Annotated in this window: 19 protein-coding genes; 17 read left to right on the top strand and 2 right to left on the bottom strand. The window is 64.3% G+C overall.

Translation table 11 applies throughout. The features are described 5' to 3' along the window. The first annotated feature begins 162 nt into the window (after positions 1-162). The 5 genes from NWI01_RS19030 (at position 163) to NWI01_RS15035 (ending at position 4,540) form a co-directional block, all read left to right on the top strand. Positions 163-354, top strand: coding sequence for a hypothetical protein (locus NWI01_RS19030; RefSeq protein ID WP_181410511.1), 192 nt, complete (start codon positions 163-165; stop codon positions 352-354). Positions 355-430: 76 nt separating this feature from the next. Continuing rightward, positions 431-988 carry an invasion associated locus B family protein gene (locus NWI01_RS15050; protein ID WP_244613794.1) on the top strand — a complete coding sequence of 186 codons (558 nt, stop codon included), beginning with the start codon at positions 431-433 and terminating at the stop codon, positions 986-988. Between the two features lie 160 nt (positions 989-1,148). Next, positions 1,149-2,576, top strand: a complete 1,428-nt coding sequence (tldD, locus tag NWI01_RS15045) for a metalloprotease TldD (protein WP_141384794.1) — start codon at positions 1,149-1,151, stop codon at positions 2,574-2,576. Between the two features lie 184 nt (positions 2,577-2,760). Next, on the top strand, positions 2,761-3,282 hold the full coding sequence (locus tag NWI01_RS15040) for a hypothetical protein (protein WP_244613793.1): 522 nt from the start codon (positions 2,761-2,763) through the stop codon (positions 3,280-3,282). A gap of 337 nt (positions 3,283-3,619) precedes the next feature. Next, a complete protein-coding gene (locus NWI01_RS15035) occupies positions 3,620-4,540 on the top strand; it encodes a pirin family protein (protein WP_141384793.1) in 921 nt (306 codons plus the stop codon). Positions 4,541-4,559: 19 nt separating this feature from the next. Here NWI01_RS15035 and NWI01_RS15030 read toward each other — a convergent pair whose 3' ends face one another. After that, on the bottom strand, positions 4,560-5,561 hold the full coding sequence (locus NWI01_RS15030) for an adenosine kinase (protein ID WP_141384792.1): 1,002 nt from the start codon (positions 5,559-5,561) through the stop codon (positions 4,560-4,562). A 120-nt stretch (positions 5,562-5,681) separates the two neighbouring features. Between NWI01_RS15030 and murJ the strand changes: the two genes are divergently transcribed. From murJ to NWI01_RS15010, 4 genes are all read left to right on the top strand, one after another. Then, positions 5,682-7,241 (top strand): murein biosynthesis integral membrane protein MurJ, encoded by a 1,560-nt coding sequence (gene murJ, locus NWI01_RS15025; RefSeq protein ID WP_141384791.1) that lies wholly within the window; start codon positions 5,682-5,684, stop codon positions 7,239-7,241. A gap of 195 nt (positions 7,242-7,436) precedes the next feature. Beyond that, positions 7,437-8,486 carry a tryptophan--tRNA ligase gene (trpS, locus tag NWI01_RS15020; RefSeq protein ID WP_141384790.1) on the top strand — a complete coding sequence of 350 codons (1,050 nt, stop codon included), beginning with the start codon at positions 7,437-7,439 and terminating at the stop codon, positions 8,484-8,486. Positions 8,487-8,657: 171 nt separating this feature from the next. After that, a complete protein-coding gene (locus NWI01_RS15015) occupies positions 8,658-9,152 on the top strand; it encodes a universal stress protein (protein WP_141384789.1) in 495 nt (164 codons plus the stop codon). A 231-nt stretch (positions 9,153-9,383) separates the two neighbouring features. Then, positions 9,384-9,956, top strand: coding sequence for a NifU family protein (locus NWI01_RS15010; protein ID WP_141384788.1), 573 nt, complete (start codon positions 9,384-9,386; stop codon positions 9,954-9,956). Here the strand turns inward: NWI01_RS15010 and NWI01_RS15005 are convergent. Continuing rightward, positions 9,953-11,098, bottom strand: a complete 1,146-nt coding sequence (locus tag NWI01_RS15005) for a DUF2778 domain-containing protein (protein ID WP_141384787.1) — start codon at positions 11,096-11,098, stop codon at positions 9,953-9,955. The genes NWI01_RS15010 and NWI01_RS15005 overlap by 4 nt on opposite strands. Before the next feature lie 310 nt (positions 11,099-11,408). Here NWI01_RS15005 and tsaB point away from each other — a divergent pair, with 310 nt between their 5' ends. The 8 genes from tsaB to lnt all read left to right on the top strand — a co-directional run bounded on the left by tsaB (position 11,409) and on the right by lnt (position 18,985). Then, positions 11,409-12,107: a tRNA (adenosine(37)-N6)-threonylcarbamoyltransferase complex dimerization subunit type 1 TsaB gene (gene tsaB, locus NWI01_RS15000; protein ID WP_141384786.1), complete on the top strand. Its 699-nt coding sequence runs from the start codon at positions 11,409-11,411 to the stop codon at positions 12,105-12,107. Further along, positions 12,104-12,586 carry a ribosomal protein S18-alanine N-acetyltransferase gene (gene rimI, locus NWI01_RS14995; RefSeq protein ID WP_141384785.1) on the top strand — a complete coding sequence of 161 codons (483 nt, stop codon included), beginning with the start codon at positions 12,104-12,106 and terminating at the stop codon, positions 12,584-12,586. Before tsaB ends, rimI begins: the two co-directional genes overlap by 4 nt. A 147-nt stretch (positions 12,587-12,733) precedes the next feature. Beyond that, positions 12,734-13,177: a Fur family transcriptional regulator gene (locus tag NWI01_RS14990; protein WP_141384784.1), complete on the top strand. Its 444-nt coding sequence runs from the start codon at positions 12,734-12,736 to the stop codon at positions 13,175-13,177. Positions 13,178-13,196: 19 nt separating this feature from the next. Further along, complete coding sequence (gene miaB / locus NWI01_RS14985; protein ID WP_181410512.1) at positions 13,197-14,630, top strand: tRNA (N6-isopentenyl adenosine(37)-C2)-methylthiotransferase MiaB; 1,434 nt, start codon at positions 13,197-13,199, stop codon at positions 14,628-14,630. Positions 14,631-14,634: 4 nt separating this feature from the next. After that, the gene (locus NWI01_RS14980) at positions 14,635-15,684 is read left to right on the top strand and encodes a PhoH family protein (protein ID WP_141384782.1); all 1,050 of its coding nucleotides are present in this window, start codon (positions 14,635-14,637) and stop codon (positions 15,682-15,684) included. A 62-nt stretch (positions 15,685-15,746) separates the two neighbouring features. Next, entirely contained in the window at positions 15,747-16,256 is a 510-nt protein-coding gene (gene ybeY / locus NWI01_RS14975) for an rRNA maturation RNase YbeY (RefSeq protein ID WP_181410509.1), read from the top strand. Continuing rightward, positions 16,257-17,381, top strand: coding sequence for a hemolysin family protein (locus tag NWI01_RS14970; protein WP_141384780.1), 1,125 nt, complete (start codon positions 16,257-16,259; stop codon positions 17,379-17,381). Between the two features lie 26 nt (positions 17,382-17,407). Further along, complete coding sequence (gene lnt / locus NWI01_RS14965; RefSeq protein WP_141384798.1) at positions 17,408-18,985, top strand: apolipoprotein N-acyltransferase; 1,578 nt, start codon at positions 17,408-17,410, stop codon at positions 18,983-18,985. The last annotated feature ends 37 nt before the right edge of the window (positions 18,986-19,022 follow it).

The following is a 19,022-nucleotide window of genomic DNA, read 5'->3' as shown; positions in this document are numbered from 1 at the left end:
TTCACCCTAAACAACCCCCTAAGCAGTTCCCGCCGACGACGAGCCTGCCGCTCATGTGACGCATCTGCGAACAGCCTGCGCGCCGTTTGGCTAGAATGCGTCCAAAGCCGCCTCTCTCAAACCATAATTTGTCGCGCCTCGCAAGGGACCAGGGACAGCGAGTTGAGCAATGCTTCAAACGACAGCGCGGGCCGCGCCGGCGGATCAACGCATCTGGCCGACGAAGCAGAGCGCAACATGGCATCTCACGGCAGCACGCCGCTTGACAGGCGGATTGTCCGATGTAGGCACAGGCTGGGCCGCTTCGCAGATTCGGCCATGGTTCGGGCTGATCCGGGCCGGACCACCTTCTAGGCGCCGTCACCCTTCTAGGCGCCGTCACTTACCGTCAGGCGGGCGAGGCATGGTCGAAAGCAGAGGATCGACCCGGATGGGGCCTTCTAACCAGCATATCGGATATGCGTCTTCGCGCAGGACGGCCCGGCGTCAGCCGCTCCATATCCTGGCGAGTTGGGCCGCCGCACTTCTGGTCGCCGGCTTTGCCAGCGCGGCCAAGGCCCAGGGAGCCGTCAAATCGGTTCACGGCGATTGGCAGATCCGCTGCGATACCCCTCCCGGAGCCAAGGCCGAACAATGCGCCTTGATCCAGAGCGTGGTGGCGGAAGATCGCTCCAATGCCGGGCTGACGGTGATCGTGCTCAAGACCGCCGACCAGAAAAGCCGCCTGATGCGCGTGGTGGCGCCGCTCGGCGTGCTGCTGCCCTCCGGCCTCGGACTGAAGCTCGACAATGTCGACGTCGGCCGCGCCGGTTTCGTGCGCTGCCTTCCCAACGGCTGCGTCGCCGAGGTGGTTCTGGATGACAAGCTGCTTGGACAGTTGCGCGGCGCGAAGACGGCGACATTCATCATCTTTGAAACGCCCGAAGAAGGCATCGGCTTTCCGCTCAGCCTGAACGGGCTCGGCGAAGGTTACGACAAGCTGCCTTAGCGTGTAGTCCACAAAGTCGATAATGGTTTTGCGATCAGCATACGCGAACGGCCCTTCAACGAAGTTTGACAGACAAGCCTCCCATTTGGTGGCAATCATACCTATCTTGAACGTCTGTCCGCCTGAACCGCACGGAACGGGCCGTTGCACCGGAGTTTGCATGACCAGCCCGATCACCGCCTCCCTGCTCGACCGCGCCGATCTCGACCGCGATTCCGTCCGCCACGAAATTGCGCGAGGCCTGCGAGGCGCGGATGACGGCGAACTGTTTCTGGAATACAGCCAGAGCGAAGCGCTGATGTTCGACAACGGCCGGCTCAAGCAGGCGACCTATGACACCTCGCAAGGCTTCGGCCTTCGCGCGGTCAAGGACGACGCCGTCGGCTACGCCCATTCGTCCGACGTTTCGCTGCCCGCCCTGATCCGCGCCGCCGATGCCGTCGGCGCCGTGCGCGGCGGCTATCAGGGCGCCTTCGCCGTCGCGCCTGGCCATACCAATGTGCGGCTTTACGGCGACGACAATCCGCTCGACGGGCTGGGTTTCGAGACCAAGGTCAAGCTGCTCGCGGAAATCGATGCCTATGTGCGCGACAAGGACCCGCGGGTGCGTCAGGTATCCGTCAGCCTCGGCGCGACCTGGCAGGTCGTGGAAATCATGCGGCCTGATGGCGAAACCTATCGCGATATCCGCCCCCTGGTTCGGGTGAACATTTCCGTCGTCGCCGGACAGGGCGATCGCCAGGAAACCGGCAGCAAGGGTTATGGCGGCCGCGAAGGCTATGCCCGTTTCGTGGAAAGCAAAGCGTGGCGCGAGGTCGCGGACGGTGCGATCCGCCAGGCCCTGATCAACCTCGAATCAATCCCCGCGCCGGCCGGCGAGATGGATGTGGTGCTCGGCCCCGGCTGGCCCGGCGTGATGCTGCATGAAGCTGTGGGACACGGCCTTGAGGGCGACTTCAACCGCAAAAAAACCTCGGCTTTCGCGGGATTGATGGGGCAGCAGGTCGCGGCCAAGGGCGTCACCGTGGTCGACGACGGCACCATATCCGCGCGGCGCGGCTCGCTCTCCATCGATGACGAGGGCACGCCGACCAGCCGGACCGTGCTGATCGAGGACGGCATCCTGGTCGGCTATATGCAGGACCGACAGAACGCGCGGCTGATGGGCATGAAGCCGACCGGCAACGGCCGCCGCCAGGATTACGCCCATGTTCCGATGCCGCGGATGACCAACACCTATATGCCGGCGGGCGATCGTGATCCGGCGGAAATCCTCGCCTCGGTGAAGAACGGCATCTACGCCGTCAATTTCGGCGGCGGCCAGGTCGACATCACTTCGGGCAAGTACGTGTTCCAGTGCACCGAGGCCTACCGGATCGAGAACGGCAAGGTCGGAGCGCCGCTGAAAGGCGCGATGCTGATCGGCAACGGACCGACCGACCTGCACCGCATCACCATGATCGGCAACGACGTCGCGCTGGACGACGGTGTCGGCACCTGCGGCAAGAACGGTCAAGGCGTTCCCGTCGGCGTCGGTCAGCCGACCTTGCGAATGGAGCGGATAACGGTCGGAGGAACCGGCGGTTAACGAACTCCGCTGCCCGCGCCCGGCAGACGACCACAGTCACATCCTCGTGGCAATCTGCGGCCATATGTTCCCGGTCTCGGGAGCGTGAACCATATTTCCGATATTCACTTGAACCTGAACCCGACATCAGGAACCTAATCTTACGGGTCGCGTTAAATTGTCCGAGTAGTAGGCGTTGGTGAGTATGATGCCGGTCCTCCGTTATTTCGTGGTGATGGGTTGCTGCCTGTTGGGCCTGCTTTTTGCGGTGGACCTGATGTGGCCCGGCGAACGCGAGGCCAAGGTCGATTATTACTTCGCACCGGTCGTCGTCGCGAAACCTTCTTCCGCAGATTCCGGATTTGCGAGCCCTATTGAGCGATCCGCCGGAGAGACGGAAGCTCTGAACCGGCGCTACTCGGAACAGCGCTTCGAGCGAATCAAGCAGGATTCTCGTCCGGTCTTCTATCCGAACATCGCCACGCTGGCGCCCACCCCGGATCGTTTGCAATGGGAGCGCCAGCTCCGTTATCTACCGGCGAATCACGTCTACGAAGCTCGCGCGGAAATGCCGAAGGAAGCGATCCCGGACCAACCAAAACCCACGGCGAAGACGGCGACGCGTAAGCAACTCGCTCATGCCCGTTCCCCAAGGATCGCGCCAGGGGTCGAGCGCCCGCGCTATGCCCGCAACGCCGGGTGGGATCCGTTCGGCCTGTTCGACTAGGAGCATGATCCCGAAAAGTGGAAAACCGGTTTTCGGATAAGATCATGCTCGATCAAAAGTTAAGGCTAGGTCTGATTTAACGCAGTTGAACCAGACTCAAGCGACGGGGTCGGCCACCTCGCGGCCTGCCGCTATTCTTTATAGCCACCGGAAGTCGCGGCAAAGGCTTGTCCAAACGTTGCGGTCGAACGATACCGGGCCTCTCCGCAAAGCCTCCCGCTCAACGCAACGGGTTCTTGAAGACGAACTGAAGTCCATTTCACCGCGCGCGGTTGTCAATCAGACCACCGCGCACGATAATCGGGACTGAAAATCGTCATGACCTGACGGAGGCAATATGAGCTGGCTTCCTTCCAACGATCCCGCGCTCGGCGACCCCCAATCATGCGATGCGCTCGAACTTGTGATCGTCCCGCGCGTCCGCGATCTCGGCGACGGATTCGCCGTGCGCCGCGCACTGCCTCATGGCAGGCGGCAAATGGTCGGTCCGTTCATCTTCTTCGATCATTTCGGCCCGATACAGTTCGTGTCCGGCAAGGGGATGGACGTGCGGCCGCATCCGCATATCGGACTGGCCACCGTCACCTATCTGTTCGACGGCAGCATCATGCACCGCGACAGCGAAGGCCACATCCAGGAAATCCAGCCGGGCGCCATGAACCTGATGACGGCGGGAAGCGGCATCGCGCATTCGGAGCGCACGCCGGATGCGCAACGCGCGGGCGGGCAGACGATGCTCGGCCTGCAAAGCTGGATCGCCCTGCCGAAAGGCAAGGAGGAAATCGCGCCGACGTTCCAGCATTACGGCGCGGACAGCCTGCCGACCGTGCAGGACAGGGGATTCCGCGCCCGCGTCATCGCCGGCAGCTCGTTCGGCGCGACCTCGCCGGTCGAGATGGTGTCGCCGTGGTTTTATGCGGAGGTCGCGCTCGAGGCCGGCATGAGCGTGCCGCTTGACGCGGACCACGAGGAGCGCGCGATCTATCTCGTCGACGGCGAGATCGAGATCGCGGGCGACCGGCACCAAGCGCCGCAGTTGCTGGTCTTCCGACCCGGCGACCGCATCACGGTGCGCGCGACACAGCCGGCGCGGATGATGTTCCTCGGCGGCGATGCGCTCGAAGGACCGCGACATATCTGGTGGAATTTCGTCTCGTCAAGCAAGGAGCGTATCGAACAGGCCAAGGACGACTGGAAAACCGGCCGCTTCGCGCCTGTGCCGAACGAGCACGAATTCATTCCGCTGCCGGAAAACTGATTCAATCACAAGCGACGCTCTACACCGGCAGCCCGTTCGCTTGCGCCAGTTCCTTGAGCGACACCTGCGGCCGCGCGCCGATGTGCTGGATCACTTCGGCGGCGGCGAGCGCGCCGAGCCGCCCCGCGTCTTCGTGGCCGGCCCCGCGCACCAGTCCGAACAGAAATCCCGCCGCGAACAGATCGCCTGCGCCCGTGGTATCGACCAGCCTGTCGATCGAACACGCGGGCACCGCGACAACGCCGCCTTCCGTCGCGACCACGCAGCCCTTCTCGCTTCGGGTGACGACGCCGAGCGCGATGTCCTGGCGTAACTGGGCGAGCGCCGTATCGAAGTCGGACGTCTGGTAGAGCGAGTGCAGTTCAGACTCGTTGGCAAAGATCAGATCGACGGTGCCGTCGCGCATCAATGCAAGAAACTCATCACGGTAGCGATCGACGCAGAACGCATCCGACAGGGTCAGCGCGACTTGCCGCCCGGCGTCATGCGCGATCCGCGAGGCCTTGAGGAACGCCTCCTTGGCGGCTTTGGGGTCCCACAGATAGCCTTCGAGATAGAGGATCGACGCCGCCGCGACGGTGTCCGGATCGATATCGGTCGGCGACAGATCCTGTGCCGCGCCGAGATAGGTATTCATGGTGCGCTCCCCGTCCGGCGTCACCAGGATGTAGGAACAGCCGGTGGCGGGACCGTCGGATGCCGGCGGCGTATCGAAAGCCACCGTCGCGGCGCGAATATCGTGAATATAGAGGCGGCCGATCTGGTCGTCCTTCACCTTGCCGACATAGGCGGTGCTGGCCCCGAACCCCGCCAGACCCACAATGGTGTTCGCGGCCGAACCACCCGACATTTCGGTCGCAGGCCCCATGTCGGCATAGATCGAGGCCGCGCGCGCCTCATCGATCAACGCCATTCCGCCCTTGGTCATGCCGTGAGCGGCGAGAAACCCCTCATCGGTTCGCACCAGAACGTCGAAAATCGCATTGCCGATCGCAAGCACGTCGTATTTCGCTGCAGCCATTAAAAATATCCCGTCGCGGCAATTGCGGTATGGCGAGGAATCCGCTCAGACTCCCAGCCTGTGAAGGTGCCGCCTATCATGGCGTCCCCATGCCATCAAGCTCGGTACGGCAGCCTCGCCATGATCCGCTCCATTCTCACCGTCTCCTCGGGCACCCTGGCTTCGCGCCTGCTCGGGTTCGGGCGCGACGCGCTGACCGCGGCGCTGCTCGGCGCGGGCCCGGTGGCCGACGCCTTCCTGATGGCATTTCAGTTCATCAACGTGATCCGCCGGATGCTCAGTGAAGGCGCCCTGAACGTGGCGCTGGTGCCGGCGTGGATGCGCCTGCGCGAGGTCAGCGGCCTTGCCGCCGCATCGGCCTTCGCCGGCAACGTGCTCGCGACCGTGAGCGCGACGCTGATCGCGCTGGCCGCCGTCGCCGGCGTGGCGATGCCGCTTCTCGTGGGGATGCTCGCGCCCGGTTTCGTCGGTCGCGAGAGCTTGCAGTTCGCGGTCACCGACGCACGGCTGATGCTGCCCTATCTCGCTTTCGCAGGCCCCGCGACGGTCATCATGAGCCTGCTGAACGCCCGGCATCGCTTCGCCATCGCCGCCTTCTCGCCGCTGCTGTTCAACGTCGCCCTGATTCTCGCCGCCGCGCTGCTGCTGTGGTTGCAACGGGACTCACAATTTGCCGCGCTGGCGATGGCGGCAACCGTCGGCGTCGCGGGATTGCTGCAACTTGCGGTGCTTGCGCTTCTGACCCGCCGCGACGATCTCGCAAGTCCCTTGCGCATATCGTTCGGCCCCGGGATGCGGGATTTCGCCCGCAAGGCCGTGCCCGGCATGATCGCGAATTCCGGGCCACAGCTGCTGATCGTCGCCGGCGCGATCGTCGCCTCGATGTCGCCGTCGGCAGTGTCGTGGCTTTATTTCGCGAACCGCCTGATCGAATTACCGCTGGGAATGGTGGGCGTCGCCATCGGCACCGTGCTGGTGCCGGAAATGAGCCGCGCCCTCAGCAAAGACGACAGAACGGCGGCGGTTCACGCCGAATCACGCGGAATCGAACTGGCGGCGGCGCTCGCCTTGCCCGCGACGCTCGGCCTGATCGTTCTCAGCGAGCCTATCGTTCGCGTGCTGTTCGAGCACGGCGCGTTTACCGCGGCCGACACGCACGCCACGGCGCTGGCGCTCGGCTGCCTTGCCCTCGGCCTTCCCGCCCATATCCTGATCAAGGCGCTGTCTCCGGCGTTCTTCGCGCGTGGCGACACAATGACGCCGCTGCTTGCGACACTGAAGGGCCTCGCGGTCACAATCGTGTCCGCGGTCGCGCTCGGATGGATGATCGGAGTCTGCGGAGTAGCCGTAGCGATGGCGCTCGGTGCGTGGAGCAGCGCGGCGAGCCTTGCCCGCAGCATGGCTGGCGGCTTTGGATTTTCCATCGATACGGAAGCGCGCCGGCGCCTGCCGCGCATCGCGCTGGCGGCGCTGGTGATGGGCGGAGTTTTGTGGCTCGCCGTGCGGCTGCTGGCCCCGATGTCCGGCGCACACGGATTGCTCCAGGCGGCCACGCTCGTCATCCTGATCGCCGCGGGCGCCACGATCTATGGCCTCCTTCTGTTGACCTTCCGGGTCATCGATCGCAACGCCATCCAGACCGCGCTGGCGCGGTCGCGATCCGGCGACTTGCGCGCCTGAGAGTCTTTCACCGCTTCATGGAAACGGTATAAAGACTCTATCATTATGTTTTGACGCGTTTTCCTTACGCGAACCGGATTTCACTTGGCCGGAAAATGCTCTAAAGCCGCGCGTGACAATGGACGGCACGCCCGACCGAAGGCATGAGCGAGCGTTTCGCGAGCATGTCGATCAATCGCGCGGGCAAGCAGGAACATGACGATGACGACACGGGTTTTCTCAGGCGTTCAGCCGACCGGCAATCTGCATCTCGGCAACTATCTCGGCGCCATCGTTAATTTCGTGAAGTTGCAGGCGGACCACGAGTGTCTCTATTGCGTGGTCGATCTTCACGCCATCACCGTGCCCGTCGCCGTCTGGGGCGGGCCCGACGAGTTACGCCGCGCCACCCGCGAAGTGACGGCGGCCTTCATCGCAAGCGGTATCGATCCGAAGCAGCACATCATCTTCAACCAGAGTCAGGTGGCAGGACACGCCGAACTGGCGTGGGTGCTCAACTGCGTGGCGCGGCTCGGCTGGCTCAACCGCATGACCCAGTTCAAGGAAAAGGCCGGCAAGGATCGCGAGAACGCCTCGGTCGGGCTTTACGATTACCCGGTGCTGATGGCGTCGGATATCCTGGTCTATCGCGCCACCCACGTTCCTGTCGGCGAGGATCAGAAACAGCATCTCGAACTCAGCCGCGACATCGCGCAGAAATTCAACAACGACTTTTCGGAATCGATCGCCGCCAACGGCCATGGCGACACGTTCTTTCCGCTGCCGGAGCCCGTGATCACCGGACCCGCGACGCGCGTGATGAGTCTGCGCGACGGCACCAAGAAAATGTCGAAGTCGGATCCATCCGATTATTCGCGCATCAATCTGACTGACAACGCCGATACCATCGCGCAGAAGATCCGCAAGGCCAAGACCGATCCGGAACCGCTGCCGTCGGAGGAAAAGGGGCTGGAAAACCGCCCCGAGGCCGACAATCTGGTGGGCATCTATGCGGCATTGTCGGGGAAGCCCAAGTCCGCGTTGCTCGCCGAGTTCGGCGGCGCGCAGTTCTCGAGCTTCAAATCGAGCCTGGTCGATCTCGCCGTCGCGAAACTGTCGCCGATTGCCCATGAGATGAAACGGCTCACCGACGATCCGGCCCATGTCGACCGGATTCTGATCGAGGGCGCCGAACGCGCCAGCGCGATCGCATCGCAGACCATGGACGCGGTGAAGGACATCGTCGGCTTCATCCGCAAGCGCTAGGTGTTTGATCAAGCATTTTCTTGCGGCGAACCGGTATCCACTTCGCCGGAAAATGCTCTAACATCACCTTCCACCACATCGGTTCCTGTTGATTGCTCTCCCGCAAGCTGCTTGTCGGGGCGGCCTTTGCCGTGGCAGCATGGCGACGGCTGGTTCAGCACCGGGACATGCATGAGCGCACAACGCCGAAGCTACGAGAGCGGCCACAAGCCGAAATATCTGGTCGTGGTCGATGACAGCGCGGAATGGGATCGCGCCGTTTATTACGCGAGCCGCCGCGCCATCCGCGTCGGCGGGGGCATCATCATGTTGCGCGTGGTGGAGCCGGAAGACCGCAATCAGGAATGGCTCGGCGTCGCCGAAGTGATCCGGGCCGAGGCTTATGAAGGCGCGGATGCGGCGCTCGACCGCGCCTCCGGCCGGGCCAACGGGATCGCCGCGATCACGCCGGAGCGGATCATTCGCGAGGGCGATCCACTCGAACAAATTCTGGATGTCATCGAGAAGGATCTGGATATATCGATGCTGGTGCTCGCCGCGAGCGGTGGTCCCGAAGGTCCGGGGCCGATCATCACGACGCTGGCCAAGACCGCCGGGAACTTTCCGATCCCGGTGACGATCGTGCCGGGCGCCCTGACCGACGACGCTATCGACGCGCTGTCCTAGAGCCTTTCCGCTTCTGATTTAATCAGAAGCGGGGCTCTCAGATATTGTTTTGACGCGTTTTCTTCACGCGAACCAGCATCCATCCTTAGGGCTCAAGCCCGAGGCATGCTTCGCTCGAAAACGCTCTAGGTGTTTGACCCTCGCTTCCACGCCCTTGACCGTGCCTTTGCGATGGCTATCTGCTAGGGGAACCTACGCGCCGGCCTTGAACCGGCGGCGACGGAGAGACCGATGTTCATTCAGACCGAAATCACCCCCAATCCAGCCACCTTGAAGTTCCTTCCGGGCCGCACCGTGCTCGGCAAAGGCACGATGGAGTTCACCAGCGCCAGCACGACCGCCCGCTCGCCGCTCGCCGTGAAGCTGTTCGCCGTCCACGGCGTCGCCGGCGTATTCTACGGCTCGGATTTCATCACAGTGACGAAAGAAGAGGGCAGCGACTGGCAGCATCTCAAGCCGGCCATCCTCGGCGTCATCATGGAACACTATATGGCGGGTGCGCCGCTGTTGGCGGACGGCGAGGGGAGCAGCGAAGCGAACACGGACAGCGACGTCGAATTCTTCGATGAAGCGGATGCCGAGACCGTGACCTTGATCAAGGACCTGATCGAGACGCGGGTGCGGCCGGGGGTCGCCGATGACGGTGGCGATATCACCTTCCGCGGCTTCAGGGACGGGATCGTCTACGTGAACATGAAGGGTGCATGCTCCGGATGCCCGTCATCGACGGTGACCTTGCGGAACGGCATCCAGAACCTGCTGAAACACTTCGTGCCCGAGGTTGTCGAGGTGCGGCCGGTTTAGAGCTTGGCGACGACCACCAGCCGCTTGATTTTGCCGTTCTTGTAGGCGCGCAGGAATGCATCGTAGTTCTTGAACGACACGCAGCCGTTGGAGGCGCCGCTCGGCCCGAGCATATAGGTGTGTGCCAGCAGCCCGGTGCGCCCGTATATCTTGTCCTCGCCGCCGATCGGTTTCAGCCTGATCGCCTCCACGCCGTGGAACGGACGTTCCCGCAACGACAGGTCATAGATGTGAGGCGGCGTCACGCCACGCATCTTCCTGTCGGCGTAGCGCGGATCGTCCATCATTTTGCCAAGCCCGGAATGCGCTTCGAGCCGGGTGCCGTCCGGCAGGTAGACGGTACGCGCGGAAATGTCATAGATGGCGGTGGATTCATGTTGGGGGATGCGGCCGAGGGTCAGGCTCTCACCGTCGCTGCTCACCCCGCCGTCGGGCGCCGCGAACGCCAATTGCAGACCGGCCGCGGGTCTGCCGAACAGCTTCTCGAAGATCGACGGCTTGTTCGGCTCCGGCGTGACAGCGGCGCTGGCCTGCGCGATCTCGCTGCGGGACGGGGCGGAGGCAGCCTGAAGCTGACGCAGTTCGGAGGGACGCGGGGCCGGCATCGGAACAATCGCAGCGATTTGCGGTGCCTGCGGAAGCGGCAGGATCTCCGGTTGGGTCTCGGCGGAAGCGAAGGCAACGGCCTGCGAGGCAGCCGCCGGCTCGAAGGTGCCGGGCCGGGAACCGAGAAAGCGCGGACCGTAGAGCAATGCGGTGCGGACCCTCGCTTGGGGATCCTCGACACGGGCATTGGCTACATGAGCCTTCGAGACAGGAGCCTTGGAGACAGGAAACCTGGCCGCGCGGACTCCGACGGTCGCCTGTGCGGCCCCCGCCCCCGGAATCTCCTCCAGGGCCTCATACGCGGCCGCGATGCGGCGCACAGGCTCCGCTGAACGGCCCGAGACAACTGGTGGCAGCGATGCCGTGACCAGTTCCGCGGACTCACCGGAAACATGGGTGTAGAGCGTCCAGGCGCAGGCAAGCCCGATGCAGGCGAGCCCGGCGAAACCCAGTATATTCTGAGGAACCGCCTTGCGGGGCAGATCGGCGGAGTGAGCCGCAGCCTCATAGTAACGTCTGCCCGTAGCGTACGTCATTCGCCCCACATCCAGAGTCGCGGCCTTTCCGGTCTCCGCGGGCGGTGCACCAAGATGCTGCACAACGCCGGCATGCCCGGATCAAGGCTGCGCATGGCTGATTCGCTAAACCCCAAAGTTCCCCACGAAGCTGTGGCAGACTTGCTAAGCGCCATTAAGGCGACTTTTAGTTAAATGCGGATTAAATTGAGCAGGACCCCGATAGTGACCATAGGATAAACAGCCCGATCGCGGCAATCTGGTGTCAAAAACCCGGGTTCCTTCGTCCAAACCGCAGGTAATCCCTGGGCAAGGGTGCTAGTCTGGTCCGATGCTCGTCCTTGCGATCGACACCGCCCTCGATGCCTGTGCCGCCGGCATACTGGACACCGACGATGGCCGCCTGATCGCTCAGGAAACGCTGCCGATGAAGCGCGGCCACGCGGAAGCCCTGATGCCGCTGATCGCCAGGGTCATCGAATCCGCGGGAATCGGCTTTACGGCGCTGGACCGCATCGCCGCGACCGCCGGTCCCGGCAGCTTCACCGGCCTGCGCGTGGGGCTGTCGGCCGCACGGGGCATCGCGCTGGCCGCCAACAAGCCGGTGGTCGGCGTAACCACTCTCGCGGCCTTCGCGGCCCCGGTGATCGGCGAGGATCGGAAGCCGCCGGTGATCTCCGCCATCGATGCCCGGCATGATCAGGTTTATTTTCAGGCCATGAACGGTGACGGCGACGCGCTGATCCAGCCGCGTGTCGCGCCGGTCGCGGAGGCGCTCGCGGCATCGCGCTTCGGCGCGCCGCATCTGGTCGGCAATGCCGCGAGGCTTCTCGCCGACCGCTGGCCCGCGCACGCTCCGCCGCCGGTCGCGGTCGATCAGCAGGCAGCGCCCGATATCGCGTGGGTGGCGTGGCTCGGCGCGGCCGTCAGCCCGGATGCCGCGCCGCCGCGACCGTATTACCTGCGCGCGCCCGACGCCAGGCCGGCCGGCGATTCCTTGCTAAAACCACGGGCGCTGGCCGCATCATGATGACGTGGTTCCCCGGCAGGGAGCGCGCAGTTCCCGTTGTCGAGCCCGCGAGCCCGAACGACGCGGCGCGCCTCGCCGCGATTCACGGCGCATCATTTCATCGCGGCTGGGGCGAAAGCGAATTCGAGACCATGATCGCCGAGCGCAACACGCTGGTTCAGCGTCTGCGGCTGCGATCGAGCGTGATCGGTTTTGCCGTCTCCCGCATTGCCGCGGACGAGGCCGAGATCCTGTCGATCGCAATCGACGCCGGCTATCGCGGCCAGGGGTTTTCGCGCAATCTGCTGCTCACGCACCTTGGCCACCTCGCCGGGCGCGGCGTGCGGACGGTATTTCTCGAAGTGGAGGAAAATAATCAACCCGCGCGGCGTCTCTACGAACGCGCGGGTTTCGCCGTCGTCGGACGCCGCGAACGTTACTACCGCGAGGCGGGTGGGCTGGAACTGAACGCATTGGTGATGCGCCGCAACTTGTCGTAACCTCTGCGGAGTGGCAAAAGGAGCTAAGGAGAACCACCGGCAAAGGTGCATCGGTTTTTTCGTCCGGTCGCACTCCTTATATCGTTCGCGCGCATTATCTTACGCACATATGAGCGGATCATGCGCCATCGGAACCGGACACTTGAGATGATGGCACTCAAATCGACGACCGTGCAGGAGCCAACCACGATCGAGACGCGTTGCGCGGCCGCCGGAATGCGCATGACCGAACAGCGCCGCGTTATCGCGCGCGTGCTGGCGGAGGCGTCCGATCATCCCGACGTCGAGGAGCTCTACCGGCGTTGCGCCGCGGTGGATGACAAGATCTCGATCTCGACGGTCTATCGCACGGTGAAGCTGTTCGAGGATGCCGGCATCATCGAACGGCATGATTTTCGGGAAGGCCGCGCCCGCTACGAGACCATGCGCGACAGCCACCACGATCATCTGATCAACCTGCGCGACGGCCAGGTGATCGAATTCACGTCGGACGAGATCGAGAAGCTGCAAGCCGAAGTCGCCCGCAAGCTCGGCTACCGGCTGGTCGATCATCGGCTCGAACTCTATTGCGTGCCGATGGATGACGAATAAGTCGCAGGTGCCTGTCGAAATGCCGGAAAGCCGCATGCCGCCGCGCAAGCTGCATATCAAATCCTACGGTTGCCAGATGAACGTCTACGACGCCCAGCGCATGGCGGACACGCTGGCGCCGGAAGGGTATGTCGAGACCGCCAGCGCCGAGGGCGCTGATCTCGTCATTCTCAACACCTGCCACATTCGCGAGAAGGCGTCCGAGAAGGTCTATTCCGAACTCGGCCGCCTGCGCGCCGCGAAGGAACAGGCGGCGCGTGATGGCCGCGGCATGAACATCGTCGTCGCCGGCTGCGTCGCGCAGGCCGAAGGCGAGGAAATCATCCGGCGCGCGCCCGTGGTCGATGTGGTGGTGGGTCCGCAGAGCTATCATCATCTGCCGCAACTGCTCGCACGCGCAAAGACCTGTGGCCGGGCGCTGGAGACCGAGTTTCCGGTCGCGGACAAGTTCGGCTTTCTGCCGCAGCCGTCGCGGCAGGCGATCCGCGCCCGCGGCATCTCGGCGTTCGTGACGGTGCAGGAAGGCTGCGACAAATTCTGCACCTTCTGCGTCGTGCCTTATACCCGCGGCGCCGAGGCGTCGCGTCCGGTGGCGAAAGTCATCGACGACGTGCGGCGCCTGGCGGACAACGGCGTGCGCGAGATCACCCTCATCGGGCAGAACGTCAACGCCTATCACGGCGAGGGTTCCGACGGGCGGCCCTGGCCGTTCGGCAAGCTGCTGTATCGTCTCGCCGGGATTCCGGGCATCGTCCGGCTGCGCTACTCGACCAGCCATCCGCGCGACGTCGAGGACACCCTGATCGACGCCCACCGCGATCTCGACGCGCTGATGCCGTTCGTGCATCTGCCGGTGCAATCAGGATCAGACCGCATCCTCGCCGCCATGAACCGCAGGCATACCGCCGATGATTACCGCCGGGTGATCGACCGGTTTCGTGATGCCCGGCCCGACATCGCGTTCTCGTCGGACTTCATCGTCGGCTTCCCCGGCGAAGCCGAGGAAGATTTCGCCGCCACCCTCGCGCTCGTCGGCCAGATCGGATACGCTGCCGCTTATTCGTTCAAATACTCGCCTCGCCCCGGAACGCCGGCGGCGGACATGCAGGAGACGGTGTCAACGGCCGACATGGACCAGCGATTGGTGCAACTTCAGAACCTGATCGACAGCCAGCAATCCGCCTTCAACCGGACCGCGCTGGGCAGGACGATCGACGTGCTGTTCGATCGTCCCGGACGCAAGCCGGGCCAGATCGTCGGCCGCACCCCCTACCTGCAGCCCGCCCATGTGGAGGCGTCCGATGCCATCATCGGACAGGTGCTGCCCGTAACCGTCGCCAGCCTGGAACGTTACAGCCTGTTCGGAACGCTGGCATCCCAGCCGGCATCCGGCGAACCTTCGAACCATGCCGCGACGGGCGGCGCGCAGTTCCAGACGACCGCCGGAGTCTGACCCCTTGCCCAAGAGCGCATCGGATTCTCCTCCGCTTGCTCCCAGCCGGAAACCCGAGGTCCAGGGTCCGCCCGAAACGCAGGTCGTCATCGATTTCGAGGACAATCGCGCGGTATCGGCGCTGGTCGGCCCTTACGGACAGAACCTCTCGCAGCTTGAGCGGCGGCTCGGCGTGGTCGTCGATTCGCGCGGCAACCACATCACCATCGCCGGATCGCGCGACGGCTGCGACGCCGGGAAACGCGTGCTGGAAACGCTGTACGCCCAGGCGGCACAGGGCCATGATCTCTCGCAGGGCGAGGTCGAGGGCGCGATTCGCGCCGCGATCGCACAAGGCTCGCTGTTCGAAGACGACGTCAAGGCGCCCCGCTCAGGGTTCGAAGCCATCAATCTGCGCAAGCGTCCGGTGCGGGCGCGCACCGCCGCGCAGGATCTCTACATCCGCGCGCTGAAACGTCATGAGCTGGTGTTCGGCATAGGCCCCGCCGGCACCGGAAAGACCTGGCTCGCGGTGGCGCAGGCCACCCAGCTCTTCGAGCGCAAGGAAGTCGATCGCATTATCCTGACGCGTCCCGCGGTCGAGGCGGGCGAGCGGCTCGGCTTCCTGCCGGGCGACCTGCGCGAGAAAGTGGATCCTTACCTGCGGCCGATCTATGACGCGCTGTACGATCTGATGGACTCCCGCATCGTCGAGCGCGCGCTGCAAAGCGGCGAGATCGAGATCGCCCCGCTCGCCTTCATGCGTGGCCGCACTTTGACCAACGCCGCGATCATCCTCGACGAGGCGCAGAACACCACCTCGATGCAGATGAAGATGTTTCTGACGCGGCTGGGTGAAAACAGCCGCATGATCGTCACGGGCGATCCCTCGCAGGTCGATCTGCCGAACGGCCAGACGTCGGGACTGACGGAAGCGACGCGGCTGCTCGACGGAGTCGAAGGCGTGGCTCAGGTGACATTCACCGCCGAGGACGTGATCCGTCATGAACTGGTGGCGCGGATCGTCGCCGCCTATGAGGGGCTGCCGCAACGGCCGGCAGCCGGCAAGCCTTGATGCCGAACACTGAGTGCAGGGAACAGCCGGTCCGCGCAAGACGCGGCGGCGAGAAACACATCATGATCCGCTCCGCTACTCCCGTGACTGAAATTCTCGTCGTCGCCGATTGCTGGCGCGCCGAGGCGGATGCCGAGGCCGTCATTCATCGCGCCATCGCCACCGCCGCCGGAATGGTCGATGAGGACACCGGCGATGCCGAGCTTGCGATCATGCTGACCGATGATACCGGAATCCGCACCCTCAACGCCAACTGGCGCGGTCTCGACAAGCCGACCAATGTCCTGTCATTCCCGGCGTTGCAGCCGACCGGTCCATGCCTGCCGGACGATCCGCCGCGCATGCTAGGGGACATTGCGATCGCCTATGAAACCCTGCGCCGCGAGGCCGATGACGAACGCAAGACATTCGATCATCACCTCAGCCATCTTGCCGTCCATGGCTTCCTGCATCTGATCGGTTACGACCACGAGACCGACGGGGAAGCCGAGGAAATGGAAAGTCTCGAACGTCAAATTCTGGCGCAGCTCGGAATTCCTGATCCCTACGCGCCCCCGGAACGGATGACCTGAGTGCCTTCGGAGGACCAGACCAGCGAGAGCCCGCCGGCGCAGGATAGCCGCAACCTGCCGGTGCCCGTGCACAATGGCGAGGTGTTGCGCCCGGCCCCCGAGCGCTGGCTGATGCGCGCGATCCGCTCGCTGTTCGGATGGAAGGCGGGATCGGTCCGGGCCGACCTTCAGGTGGTGCTCGACGCCTCGACCCCGGACGAGACCAGTTTCACCGCGGTCGAGCGCACCATGCTGCGCAATATCCTCAACCTGCACGAGCGACGCATCGCGGACGTCATGGTCCACCGCGCCGACATCGTCGCGGTCAAGCACGACATTCCGCTCGGCGAGTTGATCAACCTGTTCGAAAGCGCGGCGCATTCCCGCCTCGTGGTCTATCACGAAAACCTCGACGATCCCGAAGGCATGGTTCATATTCGCGACCTCCTCGCTTTCATGGCTCAGCGGGCGCGAACCGCGATGCCGTCCACGGCGAAACGCAAGAAGAAGACGACGGCCGGTCTCGACCTGCGGGCCGTTGATCTGGCGCTGCCGCTGAGCGAGGCCGACATCACCCGCAAGCTGCTTTACGTGCCGCCATCGATGCCTGCGATCGACCTGCTGGCGCAGATGCAGGCCTCGCGCATCCATCTGGCGCTGGTCGTCGACGAATATGGCGGTACCGACGGACTGGTGTCGATCGAGGATATCGTCGAGCAGGTCGTCGGCGAAATCGATGACGAGCATGATAGCGACGAGCCGCCATCAATCGTGCGCCTGACCGAGAACTCCTTCATTGCCGATGCCCGCGCCAGCCTCGAGGACGTCCGCGCCATGATCGGCGAGGCGTTCGAGACCGGCGAAGCGGGCGAGGAGGTGGACACGCTCGGAGGCTTCCTCGTCACTTACGTCGGTCGCCTGCCGGTGCGGGGCGAGGTCATTCTGGGGCCGGGACCGTTCGAGATCGAAGTGCTCGACGCCGACCCTCGCCGCGTCAAGCGGCTGCGGATCGGCCTGCGCGCCGAGCGTCCCCCGGTCCGGCCCCGCGACGGTCGGCGTCGGGAGAGCGCGCCGGATGCGACCTCGCCATCGCAGGGCGACCCGGCCGCTCCTTCGTCGCCGGGCGATGGAGGCGAATCCCAGTGAGCCTGAGCATCGCGGGCAGCGCCAGGATGGCGGGTCTTGCCGTCACGCTGTCATGGGGATGGAAGCGCGCGTTCGTTGCGCTTGCCTCCGGCGCCGCCTCCTCGCTTGCCATGGAGCCCCTCAACGCCTGGCCGCTGCTGTTCGTCACCTTTCCGGTGGCGACCTGGCTGATCGACGGCTCCGCCGGCCGTCTGCGCGGCGTGCCGGCCGCGGCGCTCGCCGGCTGGCTGTTCGGATTCGGCTATTTCGTCCCCGGACTCTATTGGATCGGCAACGCCTTCCTGGTCGATGCGCAGACCTTCGCATGGCTGATGCCGTTCGCCATCCTTGGCCTGCCGGCCTATCTCGCGCTCTTTACGTCGCTCGGTTTCGCCCTGGCGCGCCTGATCTGGACCACAGACGCCTCGCGCATTCTTGCGCTCGCCGCCGCGCTGACGATCAGTGAATGGCTGCGCGGACACGTCCTGACAGGCTTCCCCTGGAATGCATTCGGCTACGCGCTGACGGAGCCGCTGGCGCTGGCGCAAACCGCCTCGCTGATAGGACTGTGGGGTTTGACGTTCCTCAGCGTCGCCATCTTCGCGAGCCCCGCGGTGCTGATCGACGGCCGAAACCGTAGCCGCAGACCGTGGCTCGTCCCGGTCATCGCGCTCATGCTGCTCGCCGCCATGAGCATCTACGGTTCGGTCCGGCTATCGCGGCATCCAACGGAATTCACGGGCAATGTCAGACTGCGTATCATGCAGCCCAATCTGGCGCAGGACGCGCGGTTCAACTATTCCGCCAAGACGGCGGTGATGCAGAAATATCTGACGCTCTCGGACCGGGCCACCGGACCGCAGTCAACCGGCGTCAGCGGCGCGACCATCCTGATCTGGCCGGAATCGGCTTTCCCGTTTTTTCTGACCCGCGAAGCCGACGCGATGGCGGAAATCGCCGATCTCCTGCCGAAAGGCACGATCCTGATGACCGGCTCGGTGCGCGCTCCCGACCTGCCGCCGAATGGCAGGATCACGCGAGCTTACAACTCGATCTATGTCATCGGCGATGACGGCGGCATCCTGTCGATCTACGACAAGCTCCATTTGGTGCCGTTTGGCGAATTCCTGCCATTCCAGGGGCTGATGGAAAAGCTCGGCTTTATTCAACTCACCAAGGTCCAGGGCGGTTTCATTCCGGGAAAGGGCCGACGGACTATCGAGCTTCCCAACGCCCCGAGCGTGCTTCCGCTGATCTGCTACGAGGCGATCTTTCCGGGCGGAATGGAGACCAGAGGCGGCCGGCCGGGATGGATCGTCAACCTCACCAATGACGGTTGGTTCGGCATCAGCACGGGGCCCCATCAGCACCTTCAGCAGGCGCGGCTGCGCGCCATCGAGCAGGGACTGCCCCTCGTGCGGGCCGCTAATACCGGTATTTCCGTAGTCACTGATCCTGTGGGGCGTATTGTCGCACGGCTTGATCTCGGCGTGGAAGGCGTTCTGGACTCCCGCCTGCCCGTCAACATGACGCCAACGCCCTACGCCCGCGCAGGTGATATTCCCGCCGCAATCATGGTGACCATGGCGCTCGTCCTGGTGATTCGACGGCGTCGCGGGCATTAGCCGCGACGCGCACGTCATCTTGATCACCGGGCACGAT

Origin of the sequence: Nitrobacter winogradskyi, from assembly GCF_006539545.1 — a bacterium.
In the GTDB taxonomy this organism is placed as follows: domain Bacteria; phylum Pseudomonadota; class Alphaproteobacteria; order Rhizobiales; family Xanthobacteraceae; genus Nitrobacter; species Nitrobacter winogradskyi_A.
The sequence above is the reverse complement of the archived record's forward strand: the minus strand, read 5'-3'. Positions and strand labels throughout refer to the sequence as shown.

Excerpts from the sequence above, each read along its gene's own strand:
- tsaB (WP_141384786.1), top strand. The coding sequence starts at position 11,409 with ATGCTCGTCCTTGCGATCGACACCGCCCTCGATGCCTGTGCCGCCGGC.
- trpS (WP_141384790.1), top strand. The coding sequence starts at position 7,437 with ATGACGATGACGACACGGGTTTTCTCAGGCGTTCAGCCGACCGGCAAT.
- NWI01_RS15005 (WP_141384787.1), bottom strand. The coding sequence starts at position 11,098 with ATGACGTACGCTACGGGCAGACGTTACTATGAGGCTGCGGCTCACTCC.
- NWI01_RS15010 (WP_141384788.1), top strand. The coding sequence starts at position 9,384 with ATGTTCATTCAGACCGAAATCACCCCCAATCCAGCCACCTTGAAGTTC.
- tldD (WP_141384794.1), top strand. The coding sequence starts at position 1,149 with ATGACCAGCCCGATCACCGCCTCCCTGCTCGACCGCGCCGATCTCGAC.
- NWI01_RS15015 (WP_141384789.1), top strand. The coding sequence starts at position 8,658 with ATGAGCGCACAACGCCGAAGCTACGAGAGCGGCCACAAGCCGAAATAT.
- NWI01_RS15030 (WP_141384792.1), bottom strand. The coding sequence starts at position 5,561 with ATGGCTGCAGCGAAATACGACGTGCTTGCGATCGGCAATGCGATTTTC.
- NWI01_RS15040 (WP_244613793.1), top strand. The coding sequence starts at position 2,761 with ATGATGCCGGTCCTCCGTTATTTCGTGGTGATGGGTTGCTGCCTGTTG.
- NWI01_RS15050 (WP_244613794.1), top strand. The coding sequence starts at position 431 with ATGGGGCCTTCTAACCAGCATATCGGATATGCGTCTTCGCGCAGGACG.
- NWI01_RS14990 (WP_141384784.1), top strand. The coding sequence starts at position 12,734 with ATGATGGCACTCAAATCGACGACCGTGCAGGAGCCAACCACGATCGAG.
- lnt (WP_141384798.1), top strand. The coding sequence starts at position 17,408 with ATGGCGGGTCTTGCCGTCACGCTGTCATGGGGATGGAAGCGCGCGTTC.
- murJ (WP_141384791.1), top strand. The coding sequence starts at position 5,682 with ATGATCCGCTCCATTCTCACCGTCTCCTCGGGCACCCTGGCTTCGCGC.
- NWI01_RS15035 (WP_141384793.1), top strand. The coding sequence starts at position 3,620 with ATGAGCTGGCTTCCTTCCAACGATCCCGCGCTCGGCGACCCCCAATCA.
- rimI (WP_141384785.1), top strand. The coding sequence starts at position 12,104 with ATGATGACGTGGTTCCCCGGCAGGGAGCGCGCAGTTCCCGTTGTCGAG.
- ybeY (WP_181410509.1), top strand. The coding sequence starts at position 15,747 with ATGATCCGCTCCGCTACTCCCGTGACTGAAATTCTCGTCGTCGCCGAT.
- miaB (WP_181410512.1), top strand. The coding sequence starts at position 13,197 with ATGCCGGAAAGCCGCATGCCGCCGCGCAAGCTGCATATCAAATCCTAC.